Source organism: Robertmurraya massiliosenegalensis JC6 (assembly GCF_000311725.1).
Taxonomy (GTDB): domain Bacteria; phylum Bacillota; class Bacilli; order Bacillales; family Cytobacillaceae; genus Robertmurraya; species Robertmurraya massiliosenegalensis.
Genome location: NZ_HE978516.1, coordinates 252,142 through 270,578 on the forward strand (window position 1 = coordinate 252,142; position 18,437 = coordinate 270,578).

At 35.8% G+C, this 18,437-nt stretch carries 24 protein-coding genes and 1 pseudogene; 5 read left to right on the forward strand and 20 right to left on the reverse strand.

The window, feature by feature from the left end; genetic code table 11:
- Positions 1–4: 4 nt before the first annotated feature.
- The 6 genes from BMSHG_RS20170 to BMSHG_RS20200 all read right to left on the reverse strand — a co-directional run bounded on the left by BMSHG_RS20170 (position 5) and on the right by BMSHG_RS20200 (position 5,064).
- On the reverse strand, positions 5–838 hold the full coding sequence (locus BMSHG_RS20170; RefSeq protein ID WP_019156286.1) for a hypothetical protein: 834 nt from the start codon (positions 836–838) through the stop codon (positions 5–7).
- Entirely contained in the window at positions 835–1,524 is a 690-nt protein-coding gene (locus BMSHG_RS20175) for an ATP-binding cassette domain-containing protein (protein ID WP_019156287.1), read from the reverse strand. Before BMSHG_RS20175 ends, BMSHG_RS20170 begins: the two co-directional genes overlap by 4 nt.
- Positions 1,525–1,537: 13 nt before the next feature.
- Positions 1,538–1,912 (reverse strand): GntR family transcriptional regulator, encoded by a 375-nt coding sequence (locus BMSHG_RS20180; protein WP_019156288.1) that lies wholly within the window; start codon positions 1,910–1,912, stop codon positions 1,538–1,540.
- 383 nt (positions 1,913–2,295) lie between these two features.
- Positions 2,296–2,709: a GNAT family N-acetyltransferase gene (locus BMSHG_RS20185; RefSeq protein ID WP_019156289.1), complete on the reverse strand. Its 414-nt coding sequence runs from the start codon at positions 2,707–2,709 to the stop codon at positions 2,296–2,298.
- A gap of 47 nt (positions 2,710–2,756) precedes the next feature.
- On the reverse strand, positions 2,757–3,626 hold the full coding sequence (locus tag BMSHG_RS20190; protein ID WP_019156290.1) for a MerR family transcriptional regulator: 870 nt from the start codon (positions 3,624–3,626) through the stop codon (positions 2,757–2,759).
- A gap of 250 nt (positions 3,627–3,876) precedes the next feature.
- On the reverse strand, positions 3,877–5,064 hold the full coding sequence (locus BMSHG_RS20200) for a hypothetical protein (RefSeq protein WP_019156292.1): 1,188 nt from the start codon (positions 5,062–5,064) through the stop codon (positions 3,877–3,879).
- Positions 5,065–5,274: 210 nt separating this feature from the next.
- Here BMSHG_RS20200 and BMSHG_RS20205 point away from each other — a divergent pair, with 210 nt between their 5' ends.
- Both BMSHG_RS20205 and BMSHG_RS20210 read left to right on the forward strand, forming a co-directional pair.
- Positions 5,275–5,514 (forward strand): helix-turn-helix transcriptional regulator, encoded by a 240-nt coding sequence (locus BMSHG_RS20205; RefSeq protein ID WP_019156293.1) that lies wholly within the window; start codon positions 5,275–5,277, stop codon positions 5,512–5,514.
- The gene (locus tag BMSHG_RS20210) at positions 5,504–5,854 is read left to right on the forward strand and encodes a hypothetical protein (protein WP_019156294.1); all 351 of its coding nucleotides are present in this window, start codon (positions 5,504–5,506) and stop codon (positions 5,852–5,854) included. The genes BMSHG_RS20205 and BMSHG_RS20210 overlap by 11 nt, the downstream gene beginning before the upstream one ends.
- A 220-nt stretch (positions 5,855–6,074) precedes the next feature.
- Here the strand turns inward: BMSHG_RS20210 and BMSHG_RS20215 are convergent, their stop codons facing one another.
- The 6 genes and pseudogenes from BMSHG_RS20215 to BMSHG_RS20240 form a co-directional block, all read right to left on the reverse strand.
- A complete protein-coding gene (locus tag BMSHG_RS20215; RefSeq protein ID WP_019156295.1) occupies positions 6,075–6,299 on the reverse strand; it encodes a hypothetical protein in 225 nt (74 codons plus the stop codon).
- A gap of 111 nt (positions 6,300–6,410) precedes the next feature.
- Positions 6,411–6,512: pseudogene (locus BMSHG_RS27815) on the reverse strand (GNAT family N-acetyltransferase); the annotation flags it as partial.
- A 25-nt stretch (positions 6,513–6,537) separates the two neighbouring features.
- Positions 6,538–7,347 carry a class I SAM-dependent methyltransferase gene (locus tag BMSHG_RS26595; RefSeq protein WP_051030965.1) on the reverse strand — a complete coding sequence of 270 codons (810 nt, stop codon included), beginning with the start codon at positions 7,345–7,347 and terminating at the stop codon, positions 6,538–6,540.
- Positions 7,348–7,729: 382 nt separating this feature from the next.
- Positions 7,730–8,068, reverse strand: coding sequence for a DUF952 domain-containing protein (locus BMSHG_RS20230; protein ID WP_019156298.1), 339 nt, complete (start codon positions 8,066–8,068; stop codon positions 7,730–7,732).
- Positions 8,069–8,085: 17 nt separating this feature from the next.
- Complete coding sequence (locus BMSHG_RS20235) at positions 8,086–8,775, reverse strand: MBL fold metallo-hydrolase (protein WP_019156299.1); 690 nt, start codon at positions 8,773–8,775, stop codon at positions 8,086–8,088.
- Positions 8,776–8,789: 14 nt separating this feature from the next.
- A complete protein-coding gene (locus tag BMSHG_RS20240; RefSeq protein ID WP_019156300.1) occupies positions 8,790–9,554 on the reverse strand; it encodes a nucleotidyltransferase domain-containing protein in 765 nt (254 codons plus the stop codon).
- A 118-nt stretch (positions 9,555–9,672) separates the two neighbouring features.
- Between BMSHG_RS20240 and BMSHG_RS20245 the strand changes: the two genes are divergently transcribed.
- Entirely contained in the window at positions 9,673–10,089 is a 417-nt protein-coding gene (locus tag BMSHG_RS20245) for a VOC family protein (RefSeq protein ID WP_019156301.1), read from the forward strand.
- An 82-nt stretch (positions 10,090–10,171) separates the two neighbouring features.
- Here the strand turns inward: BMSHG_RS20245 and BMSHG_RS20250 are convergent, their stop codons facing one another.
- On the reverse strand, positions 10,172–10,729 hold the full coding sequence (locus BMSHG_RS20250) for a hypothetical protein (protein ID WP_019156302.1): 558 nt from the start codon (positions 10,727–10,729) through the stop codon (positions 10,172–10,174).
- A gap of 143 nt (positions 10,730–10,872) precedes the next feature.
- Complete coding sequence (locus tag BMSHG_RS29330; protein ID WP_019156303.1) at positions 10,873–11,007, reverse strand: hypothetical protein; 135 nt, start codon at positions 11,005–11,007, stop codon at positions 10,873–10,875.
- A gap of 101 nt (positions 11,008–11,108) precedes the next feature.
- Between BMSHG_RS29330 and BMSHG_RS20260 the strand changes: the two genes are divergently transcribed.
- Together BMSHG_RS20260 and BMSHG_RS20265 are read left to right on the forward strand one after the other, a co-directional pair.
- Positions 11,109–11,645, forward strand: coding sequence for a GNAT family N-acetyltransferase (locus BMSHG_RS20260; RefSeq protein ID WP_019156304.1), 537 nt, complete (start codon positions 11,109–11,111; stop codon positions 11,643–11,645).
- Positions 11,629–12,417 (forward strand): class I SAM-dependent methyltransferase, encoded by a 789-nt coding sequence (locus BMSHG_RS20265; protein WP_051030958.1) that lies wholly within the window; start codon positions 11,629–11,631, stop codon positions 12,415–12,417. Before BMSHG_RS20260 ends, BMSHG_RS20265 begins: the two co-directional genes overlap by 17 nt.
- Before the next feature lie 35 nt (positions 12,418–12,452).
- On the opposite strand, the gene BMSHG_RS20270 is transcribed toward BMSHG_RS20265, so the two are convergent.
- From BMSHG_RS20270 to BMSHG_RS20295, 6 genes are all read right to left on the reverse strand, one after another.
- The gene (locus BMSHG_RS20270) at positions 12,453–13,235 is read right to left on the reverse strand and encodes a lipid II flippase Amj family protein (protein WP_019156306.1); all 783 of its coding nucleotides are present in this window, start codon (positions 13,233–13,235) and stop codon (positions 12,453–12,455) included.
- Between the two features lie 72 nt (positions 13,236–13,307).
- Entirely contained in the window at positions 13,308–14,171 is an 864-nt protein-coding gene (locus tag BMSHG_RS20275) for an alpha/beta fold hydrolase (RefSeq protein ID WP_019156307.1), read from the reverse strand.
- A 112-nt stretch (positions 14,172–14,283) separates the two neighbouring features.
- The gene (locus BMSHG_RS20280; protein ID WP_019156308.1) at positions 14,284–14,865 is read right to left on the reverse strand and encodes a lysophospholipid acyltransferase family protein; all 582 of its coding nucleotides are present in this window, start codon (positions 14,863–14,865) and stop codon (positions 14,284–14,286) included.
- Between the two features lie 74 nt (positions 14,866–14,939).
- Positions 14,940–15,833 (reverse strand): phosphogluconate dehydrogenase (NAD(+)-dependent, decarboxylating), encoded by an 894-nt coding sequence (gene gnd / locus BMSHG_RS20285; RefSeq protein WP_019156309.1) that lies wholly within the window; start codon positions 15,831–15,833, stop codon positions 14,940–14,942.
- A 48-nt stretch (positions 15,834–15,881) separates the two neighbouring features.
- On the reverse strand, positions 15,882–17,327 hold the full coding sequence (gene zwf, locus BMSHG_RS20290; RefSeq protein WP_019156310.1) for a glucose-6-phosphate dehydrogenase: 1,446 nt from the start codon (positions 17,325–17,327) through the stop codon (positions 15,882–15,884).
- A 619-nt stretch (positions 17,328–17,946) separates the two neighbouring features.
- Positions 17,947–18,312 carry a winged helix-turn-helix transcriptional regulator gene (locus tag BMSHG_RS20295; protein ID WP_019156311.1) on the reverse strand — a complete coding sequence of 122 codons (366 nt, stop codon included), beginning with the start codon at positions 18,310–18,312 and terminating at the stop codon, positions 17,947–17,949.
- Positions 18,313–18,437: the final 125 nt, after the last annotated feature.

Genomic DNA, 18,437 nt, shown 5'->3' on the forward strand with positions numbered 1-18,437 from the left:
TCCCTTAAACTCTAATTTTATGCTTGATGAGCTTATTTCCGATCCATAACGCTGCAACTAGAACGATTAATACTGCCCCAACCTCTAGTAAGAATAACTCCATTGGATAGAAGTAATTATCTAGGATAAAGGTATCAATTAATAACGGCCCCATCGTAACTAAAAAAGAAATACCTACATACAGAATAGCGAACAAAATTCCTTTTAGACGATACGAGCGTTCAAATAGAATCGCTGTAAACATCACAAATACGGCGACCATTCCAGTTCCATAGAATAGTACAAATTCAATCAATGTTTTCGGGAACAATAAATATAGGAAATATAGATTTCCGGTAATTTCTAATACAGACATATCCATTCGAAATTCAGGTGGAACTATCCATTTTAACACTTGGCTTTCAATAGGAAATAATAAAATTTGTAAGGCAACAAGACCTAACACAAACAGTAAAATTGTCGTTGCTTTTGCAAAGTAAATATTGATTCGCTCTGTCGGTAACATGAATAAACGATAGCTAAAGGTATTTTTGCCAAACCAATCGCGATACCAAATAAAGAAAACATAGATGACTAATGCCACAATACAAAGGGCAATCGGTCCGATAAACCATCCCGTTTGCGAAAAATTATAAAAAGACATCATTCCATACTGATCAAGGAAATCGCTTTGTGGCATTAAATTTACGTAGATTTCTTCATTTGCCCGACTCATATAACTTTTCGATGTAATGATGAGCCCCACGATTTGCGAAAGAATCGTAACTCCTATTAAGACAAGATAAAATTTAACAAAACGTTCAAACTCAAAGTTCACTAGTTTTAAGTAACGATTCATGCTTTATACACCTCTCTCATCACATCGACTACAGATTTTCCTTCATTCTCTCTAACTTCCTCTGTATCGAATTCTCTCAATATCACACCATCATCTAGTAATACAACCTTATCAATTAAATGTTCAATATCATTAATTTCGTGCGTGGTAATGATAACGCCGCGATCTTCAATTAAATGACTTGTAAACACATCAGCAATTTGCTCACGGCTGAATATATCAATGCCTGAAAAAGGTTCATCCATGAGAACGTAATCGACATCTAAAGCTAGTCCAAGAATTAAATTCACTTTCGCTGTGTTTCCCTTTGATAATTCAGAAATTCGCTCTTCTTCCTTTAATTTAAAAAATGTTAATAGTTCACTCGCTCTCTCTTGATTCCAGCTGTCGTAGAAATCAGCCATGAATGTGAAAGCTTCACGAATTCTCATACTTGGCAACATCGTAATTGCATCAGGAATGAAGGTTACTTTCTCATAACTTCCTTTATGAATTTTTTCACCATTTATGAGAATTTCACCACCGTCAATTGGGGTAAGATTCATAATCGCTTTCATTATCGTTGTTTTACCCACTCCGTTGATCCCAATTAAACAAGTAATCTTTCCTTTTTCAGCTGTAAAGGAAACCCCTTTTAGGACTTTTTTCTTCCCAAATTTTTTTGTTACATTTTTTAACTCAATCACAGTCATTCCCCCCTTATTCATAGCTTTCATTTTTATATTTTTGCTCTACTATAGGTAGAACCTCATCTAACGGTACCTTAATCGTTCGAACAGCATCGACAAAAGCATCGACCGCTTCTAAAATCAATTCATTGCGCACCATTTGAAATGTCTTCTCATCTGTTGTCATTCGACTAGGTAAGTTTCCTTCAGTAAAAATCAAGCCCTGCTCCTCCATTTCTTTATACGCCCGCTGCGCCGTATTTGGATTAATTTTCAATTGATTGGCCAATTCCCTCCTTGAAGGAATCTCTTGACCTGGTTCAAATAACCCTGTAGCCATTTGCTCTTTAAAATGCCGAATGACTTGCACATAAACAGGATCCCGGTTGTTAAACTTAATATTCATAGATCCAACTCCTAAAAAAACTTAGTGTATTTCGATAAATCATTGTATCAACACCTTAATACAGGATGAGCAAAAAAATTCGTGTATTAATTGGTTCATACAGTGTGAGCAAAAATGAACTTGTATCAAGCGATTAATACATAGTGTGTAAAAAAATATCCGTATTATTCGGTTCATACACAAGGGGTAAAAAAACATTTTCCATCTTGTATTAACCATATAATACACCTGATATATATGTATTATATGGTTAATACAGTTTTAAAGTCAAGTCCATTATGAGAAAAAATCAGCTTTCTTTTCATATACATGAAAATAGTAATCGTACTCTATTTTGATCGAATGCTGCGATTAAAGAAACTTTCATTATCAACACATCCTTTTCAAGATGGAACATATTCCATCGGCTCCTTGCTATGAACATAGCCATTTTTCTTATAAAAGGAAATGGCCTCCTCACTTGGCCACACGATCACAAATTCATAATGATTGTCTTCGATCCACTTGTTAATTTTATTTAGCATCCTGCTTCCAATTCCTGTTCCTCGATGAGCTGGAACCGTGTAAACGTTCGTCATATAAGCAAAGGGATAGGTAGTTCTCCCAGGACGAGGTACTTTATCGATTAACTCAATATAAATGTGGGATACGATTGCGCCATTTTCCTCCGCTACCCAAATGATCCAACGTTCGCTCTGTAACGCCTTTTCCAAAAATAAGTGGCATTCTTTTTCAAAGTCAGAGAAAGACTCGTTTTTCTTGCTTTCATCAAACTCAATAGTGAAGTCCCATCTCATCTGGACTAATTGCTTAATATCATGAGAAACTGCAAATCGAATATTTATTACGATTCAACTCCTCTTTCACGGAATATTTCCTTGAATTTCTCATTAGCTTTTTCCAATTTATTAAAATAGTGGCGATAAGAGTCGCTCAAGATTTTCAAATTGGCGATAAATATTTCTGCGTAACCACTCTGCTTCTGAAATTCTAAAAGCAGTTGCTGCCATTTATAAGCATCTGTTTTCTTATAGTCTTCAGAATGACGAAATTGAATATAGTCCTCAATGCTTTGTTTATTTGTTTCCATATATTCTTCAATATGTTCAACTGCGTCTAACATAGTCTTATCCATCGTTTCTATATCCTCGTGTTTGAATAAAGCGAGGGAACCTTCCAAATATTTCTCAACTTCCTCACTCACTTCTAAGTTATCTAGGTACTCAACAATTTTACAATAGGCGTTCTTCTTCTCATCACTATTTATTTTTTCATTTAAAAAGGTTCCAAAGTGAATGGACAAATAAACTCCATATCCCCCAGGAAAGGATTGGACAAGTTTTTCCTTGATCGTTAACGACGGGAGAATATGCTCCTTAATATAGTCACGAACATGCTCAACTTGAGCATCTTCCCTTAACATCTCAAGTGCTTTCTGCTGTTCCACTATCCTTTGTTTCTTTAATTCCATTACATATTGATATTTAGATAACGCGAACGACTTGTTGTTACTTGATAATATGTCTTTAATTTCAGGAATACCAAGCCCTAGACTTCGGAGCACTGCGATTTCTTGTAGAATCGTGACATCTTCAACACTATAATTCCGATAGCCATTCTCTTCTATTTTTGGATGTACAAGCCCCTGCTTTTCATAATACTCAATCGCTTTTTTCGTTAGAGAGCATTTTTTACATACTTCATTTATCAGCATTTTCTTCACCTCATGAGAATCATAAGCTAATCCCTAAGGGGACAGTCAACCCTCAAATCGTTAAGCTCTTTTCGCAAATATTGTCGTTTTTGAGTTGTAAATCGCCTAAAAAAATTCAGTTTTTTCCTCAAATAGAAGTTTAATCGCAGCAAAAAGTGCTGCGCAAAAATAATGTGTGAATACGAACCCTATTAGCGTGTAAATGTCAGCTCTTGGACATTTACGAAAAATAACCACATTCATTGCGAAATCAGCGAATATTTAAGTAAAAATGCTCCCCCTTTTTCTCAACCTTCCCTTTTATTTCACCAATGCCATCGATAAAGAGGGAGGATTTTCGAATTACCAGCTCGCTCCTTAATCGAAGATGAAGTTCTCTCATCTGTCGGAGCCCTTCCCCTTTTGTCACGACGGGTTGTTGTAAAAGGTATTCTTCGTCATGAATTCTAATTTTCAAGAAGTTTTGATGTAATACTTTACGATCTAACATCACGATATTCATCGGATCAAAAGCCGTAGCGATGATTTTTCCAACAATAGTCAGATGAATTCCTTCTTGTTCATTAAATGCCGTAAATTTTTCCTCTTTATTTTTTATGACAGAATCGACTATCTTCTTCGTCTCAGAACTGATTTCAATCAATCTATATGATTGTGTTATGTCAATATCGCTGCATTCCTTTATATAATCGTAGATTGTTTTTTTCGCATTAAAAAACGTCTCCTTCCATTTTGGAGAAAGCTCATCAAGTAATACACACATAAACAATCCAGAACTGTAGCAACTCATACGAACTTTAATCGTTGATTGATAAGGATCCTTTAACGGTTCACCATATTTACGTAAGATCGTGGAAAATTCGAGTCCACTCTTTTCATAGTATGCCCTCATTTCCACATACCAAGCTGGTCCTTCAACTGTTTCTATTAAATTCTCATAGGTTAAGTGTTCATCGATAGCTATCGCTCTTTGTTCCCTAAGAGAGACGAATGCTTGGAGATATTCTTTCTTCTTAGCGGGGTCTTTTTCTACTAAAGCATGAAAGAGATTCAACCTCTCAAGATTTCGCAACTCCACATTTTCTCCTGATACAGGATATGTAACTCCTTTCATTTCGTCAGGAAATCGCTTCTCTCCTTTTAAATATTGATAACCATGAAATAATTCATGAACAAGGATTGAATACAAGTCCTCAAACTTTTCGAAAAATTGTAGATCAACTATCGCAGTTGGGTAGTCCTCATACATAATTAAGGTACAAGCATTAAAATGTGCATCCCTTTTCAGCTTTTCTTGATGTTTAAATTTAGGATGGTTAAAAATAGTTACTTCTGTTTCATTGTATACAGCATAAGCAACCTTTTCAAAACCAGGCCAATACTTTTGCAACTCAGCTTGTTCTAACTCCTGAATGATTCTCTCAATAATGTTTTCCATTACTATTCTCCTGAAGTAATTTCGTATACAGTTCTATTTCTAGATTGGGAATTGGATATCCTTTATTGCGTATATGTAGTTGCCGATACTACCTCATTCCCCATAAACCAAAGTAATATTAGATAAAATAAATATATTACGCACTTTTGTATAAGTTTACTTTACTTTTGTAAAAATAGAGTTTATAATTCCACTTAAGAGGTGATAATCATGAAGAAAGATTTTGGTGATTCGATATCAAATAAGGTTTATGAATATCGTGTACTTGCGAGAATGTCTCAGCAAGAATTAGCAGAGAAAGTTGGCGTTTCCAAACAAACCATCTTCGTCATGGAAAAAGGAAATTATGTCCCCACTCTCCTACTAGCTTTTCGAATTGCTGATTTTTTTAATGTTGATGTAAACGATATTTTTAATTATGTGAAAGGAGATGAACACAATGGAAATTAAGTTTCTCTCAAATATCCATGACGCCATTTTTCATTCTTTAAAGAACTGGGCTGAACAATCACCAGGAAATTGGAATATTCTCATTGGAGTTGGGTTTTTACTGCTCATAGGTAGTGTGATTTTTGCTTATGTATTTTATAAGAAGATTGGGAAAGACGACGAACGGACAAATAAAATCTTCTTGAAAAGCAGTTACTGTATGCTCTTGGTGATTATTCTTTGTGACATCATTTTTCCGAAAGACTATATGTGGAACGTTTTTTTCTTGTTTAAATATGCGTTAGCCATTTTAGCTAGTGGGATTTACATGGCCCAACAGTATAAAAAGGATTTTTCTTAAGAAAAGGTCGAGGAGCGAGGCTGGAGAATTAAATAAGATGTTTCCTAGGTATTCTATTCATGGTCGGAACAAATCCGCTCTCTCCTCTAAATTTATCTACTTGATGTGTTGTGTTTCTCCTTAAAAGAGCGAAGTGTGAAGGGGCAATCGAAGGTTGGATGACAAAAGATCTTCCCATCCAATCAAAAGGCAATTGTAAAAATTTATCACTGTCTACTTCCTACTTGGGTTTAGTAAAAATCTTCCCATTGTTTAACTCACACCAATCTTCTAATTCATCATACGTTTCTTTGTCCCCGTATTTTGTTATAAAGGCTTCCTTCGTTTCAAAAACTTCCACTAAACCATTCTCTATCGATGTTATCATTTGGTAAGGGTTCAGTTGAAAAACCTTAGAAACAGCAATTAATTCTCCGATATGCACAATGTTTGAGATATTTTCCATCATTTCCCCTCCTATGTCAGTTAGATATCTTCCCCCTTACCATTCCATACTATACTCCTTTAAACGCGCTGATTGGCGAAATGCCGTTCACTATCATAAAAGCTTGGACATTTAGTATTCATCAACAAATTCTCCATCTACATACAAGGAGTCTCGTTTTACCCCTTCAATTTCAAAACCCATTTTCTTATATAAGCTTAGCGCTACTTCATTATGGGCAATCACAACATCACTAAGTTTAATCTCTCTTATGACCATTGTTGATTCCCCCTAAAATCGATTTCGCTTTACGGCATACATAAACCATTTCATAACTATTTTGACTAATGGGAGTTTCTTTCCAATCCGAAAACACGTGTACAATTTCAAAGCCATGGGCGATTAACAGTCTCTCCATTTCCTTAGGAAAAACATATCTCAAGCTAATATTTGTTCTTTTTTCATCCACTATTTTTCCGTCTTTATTGCGATATTTGCGAATGGTTGTGTAATGTTGAATTTGATTTAGCGAATCATATTGACTAATGGTGTACATATCAACTTTTTGGAGTGAATCACTATCAATATAGGTTCGCCAATATTCTTCTGTATTAGGTTGCAATAATTCTTCGGCACTTGGGAACCTTGTCCCAAAAATGAAAATTCCACTCATTTCTAAATGCTTATTTACGGATGAAAGAAAGCCATCTTGTGCTTCGTTTGTTAGAAAATGTTGAAATGAGTTTCCAACTGAATACAGCAAGGAACTTTTTAAATCAAGCTCTAATTTTGCGCAATCCTGCTCCACCCATTTTATCGGTACCTTGAGGTTCCCCGCTTTCTTTAAAGCTTCCTCTAACATTCCGTTATGAATGTCGACACCTACTAACTCATAGCCATTTTTCGCTAATGGGATAGTGATCCTCCCGGTTCCACAAGCCAAATCAATGATTGGACCGTTCGATTTCGAGGCCCATTTTAATAAGAATGGAATCTCAGGTGCATGTGATTCATTTTCCTTATCATATAAAATGGGATCATGATATTCTTCTGCATTAGTTACTGTCATTTTTTTCTCCTTTGCTGCTCTAGGCATAAATAATGCGGGATTTAGCGATTCACACTCGATCACTATCGCCGTTAAACCTTTTTCACTTTTCGTTTCATGCCATTCATCCTTTTCCCAGAATACTGCATCTCCCAGTTTAACCTGAAAGTAGTCATCGCTATCCCCTCGTACCTCTCCCTCCCCTTGAACAATGATAAGGAGTTGAGGAGTTACAGCTTGATGGTAGCCGATCACACCATTTTCTTTTAAATATATACAACCGATATTGGTTGCTTCTTCCGTTTTCATAATACGGGACATCATAAAATTAGATTGATATGCTGATATTTTTTTACCGTCTTCTTCTCTAAAACGATAAAACTTCATTAAGTGCCACCACCATTCATTCAAGCTCCATAGGAATCTCAAAATCTCCGTCTTTATTCGCTGGAAAATCAATTACTCTTTCTACAGCATCTATATTTAACGGTCCGTAAATATGCGGGAACAACTTCCCTGATTCGTACAAATCCTCATATATTACTTCTGCTTTGACCCTTTTTGAGTCTATACATAACAGCACTAAACCTTCCTGTCCCTGAAATAGAAAATTCGCAACGCCTAACACCTGCTCTTTCGTTGAACAATGGATAAATCCATCAGTATTCAAACTCGATGGACTATACACTGTTCCTTCTTGTGCTTTTGACCAATCTGTTTTATTCATTATATGTAAAATCATGATTCTATCTCCATTTACTATGATTCTATTGTTATCAGTTCATCTAAATATGAATTAATATTCCCTTTCAGAACTACTCCATGTCCTGTACATAAGTATTCAATATCAAATTGCTGCATTTTTTTTAACCCTATGATGAAAGACTCAAAATCATATTGTTTTCGCATTTCTTCCTTTTGAGACCAATCATATACAAATTGCTTGAATTTTTCTCGTACTTTATTTCCTTCGTCAACAACCTGATTCTCATTCAGCTTTTCTCCAAAAAAGGAAATATGATCCCCACAAAATAAAGCCATATGTTGCTTATCATAATATGCAACTGAGCCCTTTGTATGATGTCTTAGAAGGATATATTCCATATTTCCCCCAGATAAATCTGAATTAAATCGCTCTTTCATTTCATCTGGGACTAGTTCGATGTCATTATGATGGATAAACCCTTTTAAATGATTAAGAAATGAGATTCCACCAATATGGTCTTTATGTCCATGAGTCAATAAATACTTGGATATCTCTCCTTTATTTATTCCAATACTTTTCAAAGCTTGTTCAAGAAAATGAAAATGCTCTGCTTTCCCAGAATCAATGAGAATAATCTCATTTCTCTCTACTAATAAATAACTATTATTAAACGCATTCCAAGAATCATCCCAAAGCAAAAAGGCATATAAATGGTTAGTGATTTTATCTAAATAAGTTTCCATTAACACTCTCACCCCTAATCCAAGATATTGATCATCATATTGAGAAATCGACCTGATTGAGAGTCCTTTTCCAACATAGAATCAATCCATATCATCTCTTTTTGTAGATCCTTAATCATAAACTTAACTGCTCTGGCGTGGCATTTCGGTGTATTGCAATTGAAGATATCTTTCATACTTACAAGTTGTTCTTTTAGTAAATGTGAGTGTAACGCTTTTAACCCCAATTGTGCTCGCTCTGGCTGATAGTGATGAAGTAATACTTTCGCAAAATTATTCAAAACCTGATGGAGCATCTCAACAGCCCATATATCATTTTTTCTTCGATCAGCTTTATAATATTGAAAAAGAAACCATGCCATATCATATGTACAGTCATCAAATTCCTTATTAGACAGTCGAAGATTTTGAGTGGCCTCAAATTTTTTAAGGATTCCCGTTGGATCATACACCACTTTAAAATAATCCTTTTCTATGAAATTCTTTTCAGTAACAGTAAACAAATCTACATGCAGAAGGTCATCATAAACTGTAATCATTTGTGGTGCAATAATGAAAAAATCATCGTAGAATTTTATGGGCCGATAAGCTGCTAAATGCTTTAAACGGTCCAGTAGAAAAAACTCTTGTTGTTCCTCCTCAACCATACAGTAGAGATCTACATCAGAATACTCATCATACTCTCCTCTTCCCATTGACCCTTTAAGAAAAATTGCAAGTACCCGTTCATCTGCAATAAGACTTTTCGTTATAGCAGCTACCGCTTCTTCTTGTTTCAAGGTAAGCCCTCCAATATAAAACCGTTCTTTTTCAAGTATTTTTCATGTTATAATGATTTCACTTAATATTCTAATAACATCATTCTACTAAACTTTAGTATTTGAAAGGAGTTTTTCTTTGTTTAGAGTTGGAAGTATCTTTATCCCCGTTACAGATCTGGATAACGCTAGTGACTGGTATGAAAAAAATCTTGGTGTGAAGAAAATTGACAGTTGGGAAGATGGAGTAGGCTTCTATTTTTCGGAAAGTTCTACTCAGTTAGCATTAGTGAAGGTTGAAACGACCCAACCTTCGGAATTTGTTATCAAGGGCAAAAGAAAAAATATTTATTATAATTTTCTCGTTCAAAATATCGAAGAAGCTTATCAACATCTGACCCAAAACGGGGTTTCCACAACCGAAATAGAAGATTTTGGCGGAATGAAGGGCTTTGATTTCTTTGACCTAGATGGCAATCCATTTAGTGTTGTCGATGAAGAACCAGAATCTCCTTTTCATTTAGAGCAAATAAGAAAACGTCAAGAGAAAGATTAACCATTTTTAGTGGGGTAACTCCAAATTTAGTTACCCTCTTGTTTTACCTGAGTTATTCAACAAATTTCATCAGTGAAAGATTCTATTCGTTAACCGTCACTACCTCTATCTTCATCACAGCAATTTGATTACCTAATTTACCTAGTATCTCTCGAAAATAGCCATTATAACTTATAGACATTTTATTCCCATCAGTAAACAAGAATTCATAGTCATAAAATCCCTTGTCCTCCATATCAATTCTATTTATTTTTTCAACTTCTTCCCACGAATAGGTATAAACATCCGTTGACATGAATTCTTTGAATGAAATCCCCTCATCTCCTAGCGTTTTATACGGTAATGCTGCCATCATAAAACAACCTATACTAATCAACACAAGAAGAACACTTATGAAAATCGACATTTTTTTAATGTCTAGAAAGAAGAGAGTCAAAGATGATAAGAAGAGCAAGAAAAATCCGATTGCAAAGGCCATATAGCTTTCATTTGGTGTGAAGACATGCCATATTTCGGACTTATGATGCATAATGTTTGTTACCGTTTGGGGAATGACAGGAAGAAAAAGTGGACAAGTTAGCAGGAGCACAACACTGATTGCTAGAAATACATGCCTTGACTCATGATTTTGATATTCCAAATAGATCACCTCTTCATTAATTATATCCGTACTCTAATAATAGTTTACAAACCATTGATAATGACTCATCAGTAGGGACCCAGAGTTTTTTACCCTCTTCTTTGTTTCTAAGATGGACAATTTCGATACCGTTATTTTTCAACTCAGATATCGTCGCTCCCTTTCCCAAGCAATCCATCAATATTTAATGAGACAAGGACCTTATCTCCCTTTGTAATAATCACTCCTGAACAAAATGGCTGGTTCATTGTATCCATGATAATAGTAAGTTTTTTCATTTATCTTCCTCTTTTACGTATTTAATAGATTATATATGGTATACTTCACCAAAAAACAAAAAATTTCGAATATAGTTTATGAGATTAATAGGAGTGTTATGATGAGTGACCTTACCTTTAAAAACTTGAATTTCGAACTTGACGATTTGGTGTCCTTTATGACGAGCAATCATTGGATATACCACTCAAATCCGCACCCTTCCATTGATGAAATTGAAAGCAGATTCCATAAAGGCTGGTACTCCACCAATAAAGAAACATTCTGGATTGAAAAAGATAGCAAGAAAATTGGCCTTCTGATCGTTCACGATATGGATGATACGATTCTTTCTTTTGATATTCGTATTGATGCTAAGGTTCGAGGAAATGGATATGCAACAATTGCGATGCATTGGTTGATTAACTATGTTTTTAATTTACAAGATAAAAAGATCCGGCTGGAAGCCTACACCCGTAGCGATAACTTAGCGATGCGCAAAACGCTACATAAGTGCGGGTTTGTAAAAGAAGGTTATTTACGTGATGCTTGGGAAAACGATGATGGAAGTGTTGCAGACTCTATTTGTTATGCCCTAATTCGAAAAGATTGGGAGCATAAACAGGTTACACCCATTAAACTGAATGATCTGCCATATTAAAATAAAAGGAGTGCTTCATTTGGATTGGAATACTAATTTATACGATCAAAAACATTCATTTGTTTCAAAATATGGAAAAAACTTGATTGAATTATTAGAACCGACGGCAGGTGAAAAGATCCTTGACCTTGGCTGCGGTACGGGAGACCTTGCACAGCAATTAGATGAGATCGGGGTCGATGTTATTGGTGTGGATCGCTCGGAAAAGATGATTAAGCAAGCAAAAACGAAGTATCCTCTGATCGAATTTTCTGTTCAAGATGCACGATCCATGGAATTTCAGCAAGAATTTAATGCCGTCTTCTCCAATGCCACTCTTCATTGGATTAAGCCTCCTAGCCAAGCATTACAGTGCATTTATAATAGCCTTAAAAGAGAGGGGCGATTTGTTGCTGAATTTGGTGGAAAAGGAAATGTCCAGATCATCACAAACGCAATTATTCAACAAATCGAAGAATCAGGATTTGAATTTCAAGCTGAACATAATCCTTGGTTTTTCCCGAGTATCAGCGAGTACTCCACCCTCATGGAAACAGTCGGATTTCGAGTAACCTACGCCCAACACTTCGATCGACCAACTAAGCTCGAGGGCGAAAACGGACTTAAGAATTGGATTCATATGTTTGCGAACCAGCTATTCGAGGGGATTCCTGTGGATAAAAAGGAAGAGATGATCACAAAAGTTGAAATGCAATTGAAGGAGCTCCTTTTCAATGAGGATCATTGGATCGCTGATTACAAAAGGATTCGAGTAATCGGGATAAAAGAATAAAGACTCCCTCCATATGTATCCAAAGCTGAGCATTTTTAATTATAAAAACTAGCGATGATTATCGCAGCTGGATAAATAAGGATTTGTCCTACTATCGTGCCAAGTAGTTTGGTTCCAATTAACAAGACCACAAGAGCTTTGACATCTCCATATGGGCGTTTATTCCTTATTGCTTGATCGGTGATAATGGCTGCTCGAGGATCCACTAATAAAGTAAGCAATATTGTTGCGACCCCGTTAATCATTCCTGATGAAGCAGAAGCAGATAAACGAAAATCTTCCGCTACAAAGAAAGCTGCATAATAGGCAGAAATGACGCCGATCGTATAAATGGATGTGATCAATGTATTTAACAATAATAACCGCTTGGGAATTTCTCGATAGCGCAAACGATAAAACATTCTTTTATTTGGCCTTGTCGTATTTTTTACTATTCTCTTTATATTCGAAATGCTTAGCGCTTCAACGACAATCGAAGGAACTGAGCCTTTTACTTCTAATCGATCCACTGCTTTGGCAAACAATTTTAAAAAAGTCGGTATCAAAACAATTCCTAATAACGTACCCATGGTCGCAGATGCGACGACCAGCCTAATATCTTTTATCGGATCGGTTTGATTTGCAATACTTATTCCTATGAGCATCCCAATCAATGGGGCTTGGAGCATATTAGCTGTTCTCGATACTAAAACAAATATATTAAATAACGATAATGACAATGCGTATTTACCACTTTTCACTGAATTTAATCGGACAGAGTAAGCTAGAGTGTCAATCAAATGAATCACTACAGTTAGCCCCATAAGGCTGAGCAACATAAAATCACCTCCACTATTAGACGATAGTAAATTTTATAGGTTGCATGTTTTTCTCAAAAATTCTTAACTCTACTAAATAGAATTTGAGCGTAGAAATGAAATCAATTTTTCATCTGTTTCCTGAGCTAGCTTCCCAATCCAAATTAAATGTCCCCACGAATCAACTAGATGTAAGTGTGAATCCACAATTTTTGTTAGCGCATATTGAGGGTGATCTAATGATATAAATCCATCATTTTTGCTATGCATGATTAATGTTGGACTCAAAATTGCCTTAAAATCTTGCTCCGTTATTTCTTTCGACTGGTTTATATCGACAAGGAAACCATTTCCTGAACGTTGGCGGCTATTCATGTTTTTAAATTCAGTGACATCTCCAATATCTACTCTCTTATGTAGTTCTTGTTTTGAGAGCGAACTAAACTGTGAGGCCATCATCTTAAACATGGCCTTTGGAAACAAAGTGCTAAATGTACTTAGCATTTTCCATGTGAAAGCCTCCACTCTCGGTCTAAATATGATATGAGCTGCCTTGTATTCCATATCTTTCGGAGTGAGCCATTCCTTTGTAACAGCACTTTCTAAAGTTAAACTCTTCACTTTTTCAGGAAACAACGAAGCAAATCGAATTCCAGTTGGTCCTCCAGCTGAAATTGCAATCACATGGACTTGCTCAAATCCAAGATCATCAATTAATTTACGATAATATTGACATGCTATCGTTAAGTTTTCACCTATTTCTTTTGATGTCCTTCCATATCCGGCCCTTGAAGGTGTAATAATCAAAAAATCATTTTCGATTAATGTCTTATAACCAAATTCTTCTAGACAATTGGAATGACCACCATGGAAAATAAGCACCGGCTCTCCTTTTCCTATCATCGAATATTCAATTGTCATTCCTTCGACTGAGAATAGCTCTACTTTTCGATTCATTCACACCATTCCTTTTTTAAATTCACTTAAGTAAAGTCTAGCACACTATAAAAAAAGAAGCGTCTCCATTTAGGAAACCCTTCTCTTCAGGTTAGTAATCTTCGCCTAGTTTTTAACGAATTTCTTCTTCTAATTGTTTGAGGGTCTGTTCTAAAACTCCAGTATAATATGTTCTTGCCTCTTTATCCTTTGCTGTAATGTAAATCGGCTCTCCAAAAATGAGGAAGGCTTTCTTCCGTGTAAAAAGTTCTTTTAAATTATTGGGCCCCATGTAGACAACCGGAATTATTGGAACTTCTGAACGTTGGGCAATCGTAATGGCTCCCTGCTTTAAAGCGATCTGTTCGTTCGTCCTCGTTCCACTTGGAAAAATCCCTACAATTTCACCTTTGGATAATAATCGATTAGGGATTTTTAGCACACTTGGTCCTGGATTATCTCGATCCACCGGAAAAGCATTTAACTTTTTTAGTAACCAAGCAAGCCCTTTAATCTCAAATAGTTGTTTTTTTGCCATATAATGAATGTTCGAAGGCAACAGCGTAATGCCAAGATAAAATATATCTACCCATCCAGTATGGGTACAGGCAATCACATAAGGTCCTTGATTAGGCAAAACCTGTTTATTATAAACCGTTATTTTTCCAAACATACGTAAAAAGACTTTTATAACATTGGCAGCAAAATAATACAATGTGATCACTCCTTTCATGGTTAGAAAAGTTAATCCAATAGCATTATTTTATCACTTGATATTAATATCTGGTACTAGTTTTTCTCGATAGCATGTCCGCCAAACTCATTCCGTAATGCCGCTACTACTTTCCCTGTAAACGTATCATCGTCCAAAGAGCGGTATCTCATTAATAAAGACATCGCAATTACAGGTGTTGCTGCCTGCAAATTTAGAGCCTCTTCAACCGTCCATTTCCCTTCACCTGATGAATGCATAATCCCTTTTATTTCAGTTAATTTAGCATCTTTTGAAAACGCCAATTCTGTTAATTCCATGAGCCACGAACGGATGACAGAACCATTATTCCAAACTCTCGACACCTTTTCATAGTCAAATTGGAACTCACTTTTTTCTAACAGCTCAAATCCTTCTCCTATCGCAGCCATCATTCCGTATTCAATCCCATTATGAATCATTTTTAAGAAATGTCCACTCCCGGCTTTTCCTGCATAAAAATACCCATTTTCAACAGAGGTATCTTTAAATAATGGCTCCACACTCTCCCATGCTTCAGGATCTCCACCAACCATATAACATGCACCGGTACGAGCTCCTTTCATACCACCAGAAGTTCCGGTATCTAGAAAGGAAACGCCAAATTCCTTTAATTGATTATAACGACGAATGGACTCTTTATAATGAGAATTTCCAGCTTCTATTACGATATCTCCTTTTTCCAATAATGGTGACATTTCATCAAGTACAGAATCTACAACTTGATGCGGAACCATCAACCATAGCACTCTAGGAGTATCCAAGGATTCTACTAGCTCTTTTAAAGTATCTGCACCTCTAGCACCGTATTGATTCATTTCTTTTCGCGCATCCTTATTTAAATCATATGCAATGACTTTATGGTCGCTGTCTATTAAATTTTCCCCTAAGTTTGCTCCCATTTTTCCTAAACCAATTAATCCTACTTGCATCACATTTTCCTCCTAGTAATCTTTTCTATCATATGGTTGTCTTTTCAGCTACCACCATTTAAACTCGTCTTCCATTAATAATTGATTGGACGCTTCTGGACCAACGGATCCTGCTCTATAGTGGTGAAGAGGAACCTTATTTTCCGCAAATGCATCTAACACAGGTTGGATCCATTCCCAAGCTAGCTCAACTTCTTTCCAATGGGCAAAAAAAGTTGAATCACCCTTCATTGCATCTAAAATTAATAATTCATATGCTTCTGGAATTGACTCCATTTTTGCAGAGAAATCCGTTTGAAAAGATTCGTACTTTTCATTCCCCAAATGGTTTTTTCTATTAAATTGGAACATTACACTTTCGTTCGGATTTATTTCAAGCACTAATAGATTAGGCTCTGTATCTCTATATACTTCCTTTAAAAGATTCTTAAACTCGATCACAATCCGAGTTGATTTTTCCTTCATCCTCTTTCCAGTACGCAAATAGAATGGAACCCCTTTCCAATTTTCATCATCAATCCATAATCGTGCTGCTATGAAAGTGTCACACATGGAATTTTGCGCTACCCCTCGTTCATCTACGTATCCAGAAATCTTTGTACCATCCAAGTCTCCATGTCCATATTGTCCACGAATCACATCATTTTTGACCCTTTCCTTTTTTAATGGACGAAGGACCTCCATAACTTTTCTCTTTTCTTTACGGACTTCTTCAGGATGCATTCTTTTTGGTAACTGCATTGCAGTCATCATTAACAATTGCAACATATGGTTTTGAAACATATCTCGGATGGCACCAACTTGATCATAATAATCCGCTCTGCTCTCTACTCCTATCGTTTCGCTAGCGGTAATTTGAACATTCGCAATATAATTACGATTCCAAATCGCCTTCAAAACAGGATTCACAAAACCAAGAGTTTGAAGGTTCTGCACCATCGATTTTCCTAGATAATGATCAATACGATAAATTTCTTCTTCTGCAAAAAACTGTCTCAGACTTTCATTCAAAACTCTTGCAGATGTAAGATCATGCCCAAATGGTTTTTCAATGATTAATTTTCTCCACCCATTTGTTACGCCTAATCCACTTGATGCGATATTTAAGGCAATGACATCAAAATACTGTGGTGCCACAGACAAGTAAAACATACGATTTTGTGGAATAGCCATTTCTTCTTCTCGTTGCACCACTCTTTCAAGAAGTCTATCAAAATCAGCTTCTTTTGTTGCGTCCAAACGGACATAGCGAAACTTCTCAAAAAATTTTGTTATATGAATATGTCCCTTTTTAGCCTGCCGCGAATAGGTTATAACCGCATCTTCTACAATGTTCTGAAAATCTTGATCTGTTAAATGATCTCTTCCAGTACCAACAATTGAAATGGCACTTGGAAGATTCTCTTGCTCATACAAATTATATAGAGCAGGATAAATTTTCCTTTTAGCTAAATCACCTGTAGCACCGAACAAAACAAGAGTCATTGCGTCCAAGCTTCATTCCTCCCTATTTTCCCTACTTTCCTATTTCCTTTATTTTTTCATTTAGGAATAAAATGCCTTTCTCCCAAATCCCTGATTTCACCTAGCAGATGCAAGTATAAAAGTTACAAACATAAAATAAAAGTACGCACTTTTAATTTAATTACTATATAAAAAGTAAGATAGTGTCTAAACATATACTTAGTATGAATCAAATGAAGAAACGAAAAAGTTGATTCATTTTCCATGCAAAAAAAGCTCCTACAAAATGTAGGAAGCTTCCGGTTTGTCTCATTTTCTCCAACCATCTCTCACCCTTAAGCGGAATTTTTCCTGTTAACTCCTCGATGAAGCCCCTTTTAGGAGAAATAACGGAAGATTTTCCGCTTATGGTGGGCAAAAGCGTTTATTTTGACATTTTTTCAGTGAATAGCAGGAATTTCTCCTGTTATTTCGACTCTTTTTCATGATGGTTGCTCATTAAGCGGAATTTTTCCTGTTATTGTTTCATATCGATACTCCTACCGTTTATATGAACATTGATCCACAAGTTGAGCGAGAATTTATAATTTCCTGCTGGACAACAAAAAATCAGTAAGAGCAAGCTCTTACTGGCTATGAAAGCTACTATCTATTTCGCAGATTTCTTTTTTAAATCAGGATTTTCTACAACTGTCTCCATATAATCCTTACCCCATTTATACATAGCATCCAATATTGGCATTAAAGTTCTTCCTTGATCCGTTAATGAATATTCCACTTTCGGAGGAACAACTGGGTACACCTTACGTTCAATGATTAAGTCTTCTTCCAATTCACGTAATTGGTTAACTAGCATTCTTTGAGTAATTCCTGGCATTAGGGATTTTAATTCACCGAACCGCTTCGTCCCTTCTTTGCCAAGATGCCATAATATTAACATCTTCCATTTACCACCAATTACTGAAAGAGTTAATTCTTTTTCACAATTAAATACTTTATCTTGCATTCGTGACATAAGCTCCACCTCCAGCCCCCATTATAGCCCATAGTATACTTTTCGTCACTATGTAAATTAAAAGTGCGTACTTCAAATTTATAAACATACATAATATACTAGCATTTGTTCAGGATATTTAGGTT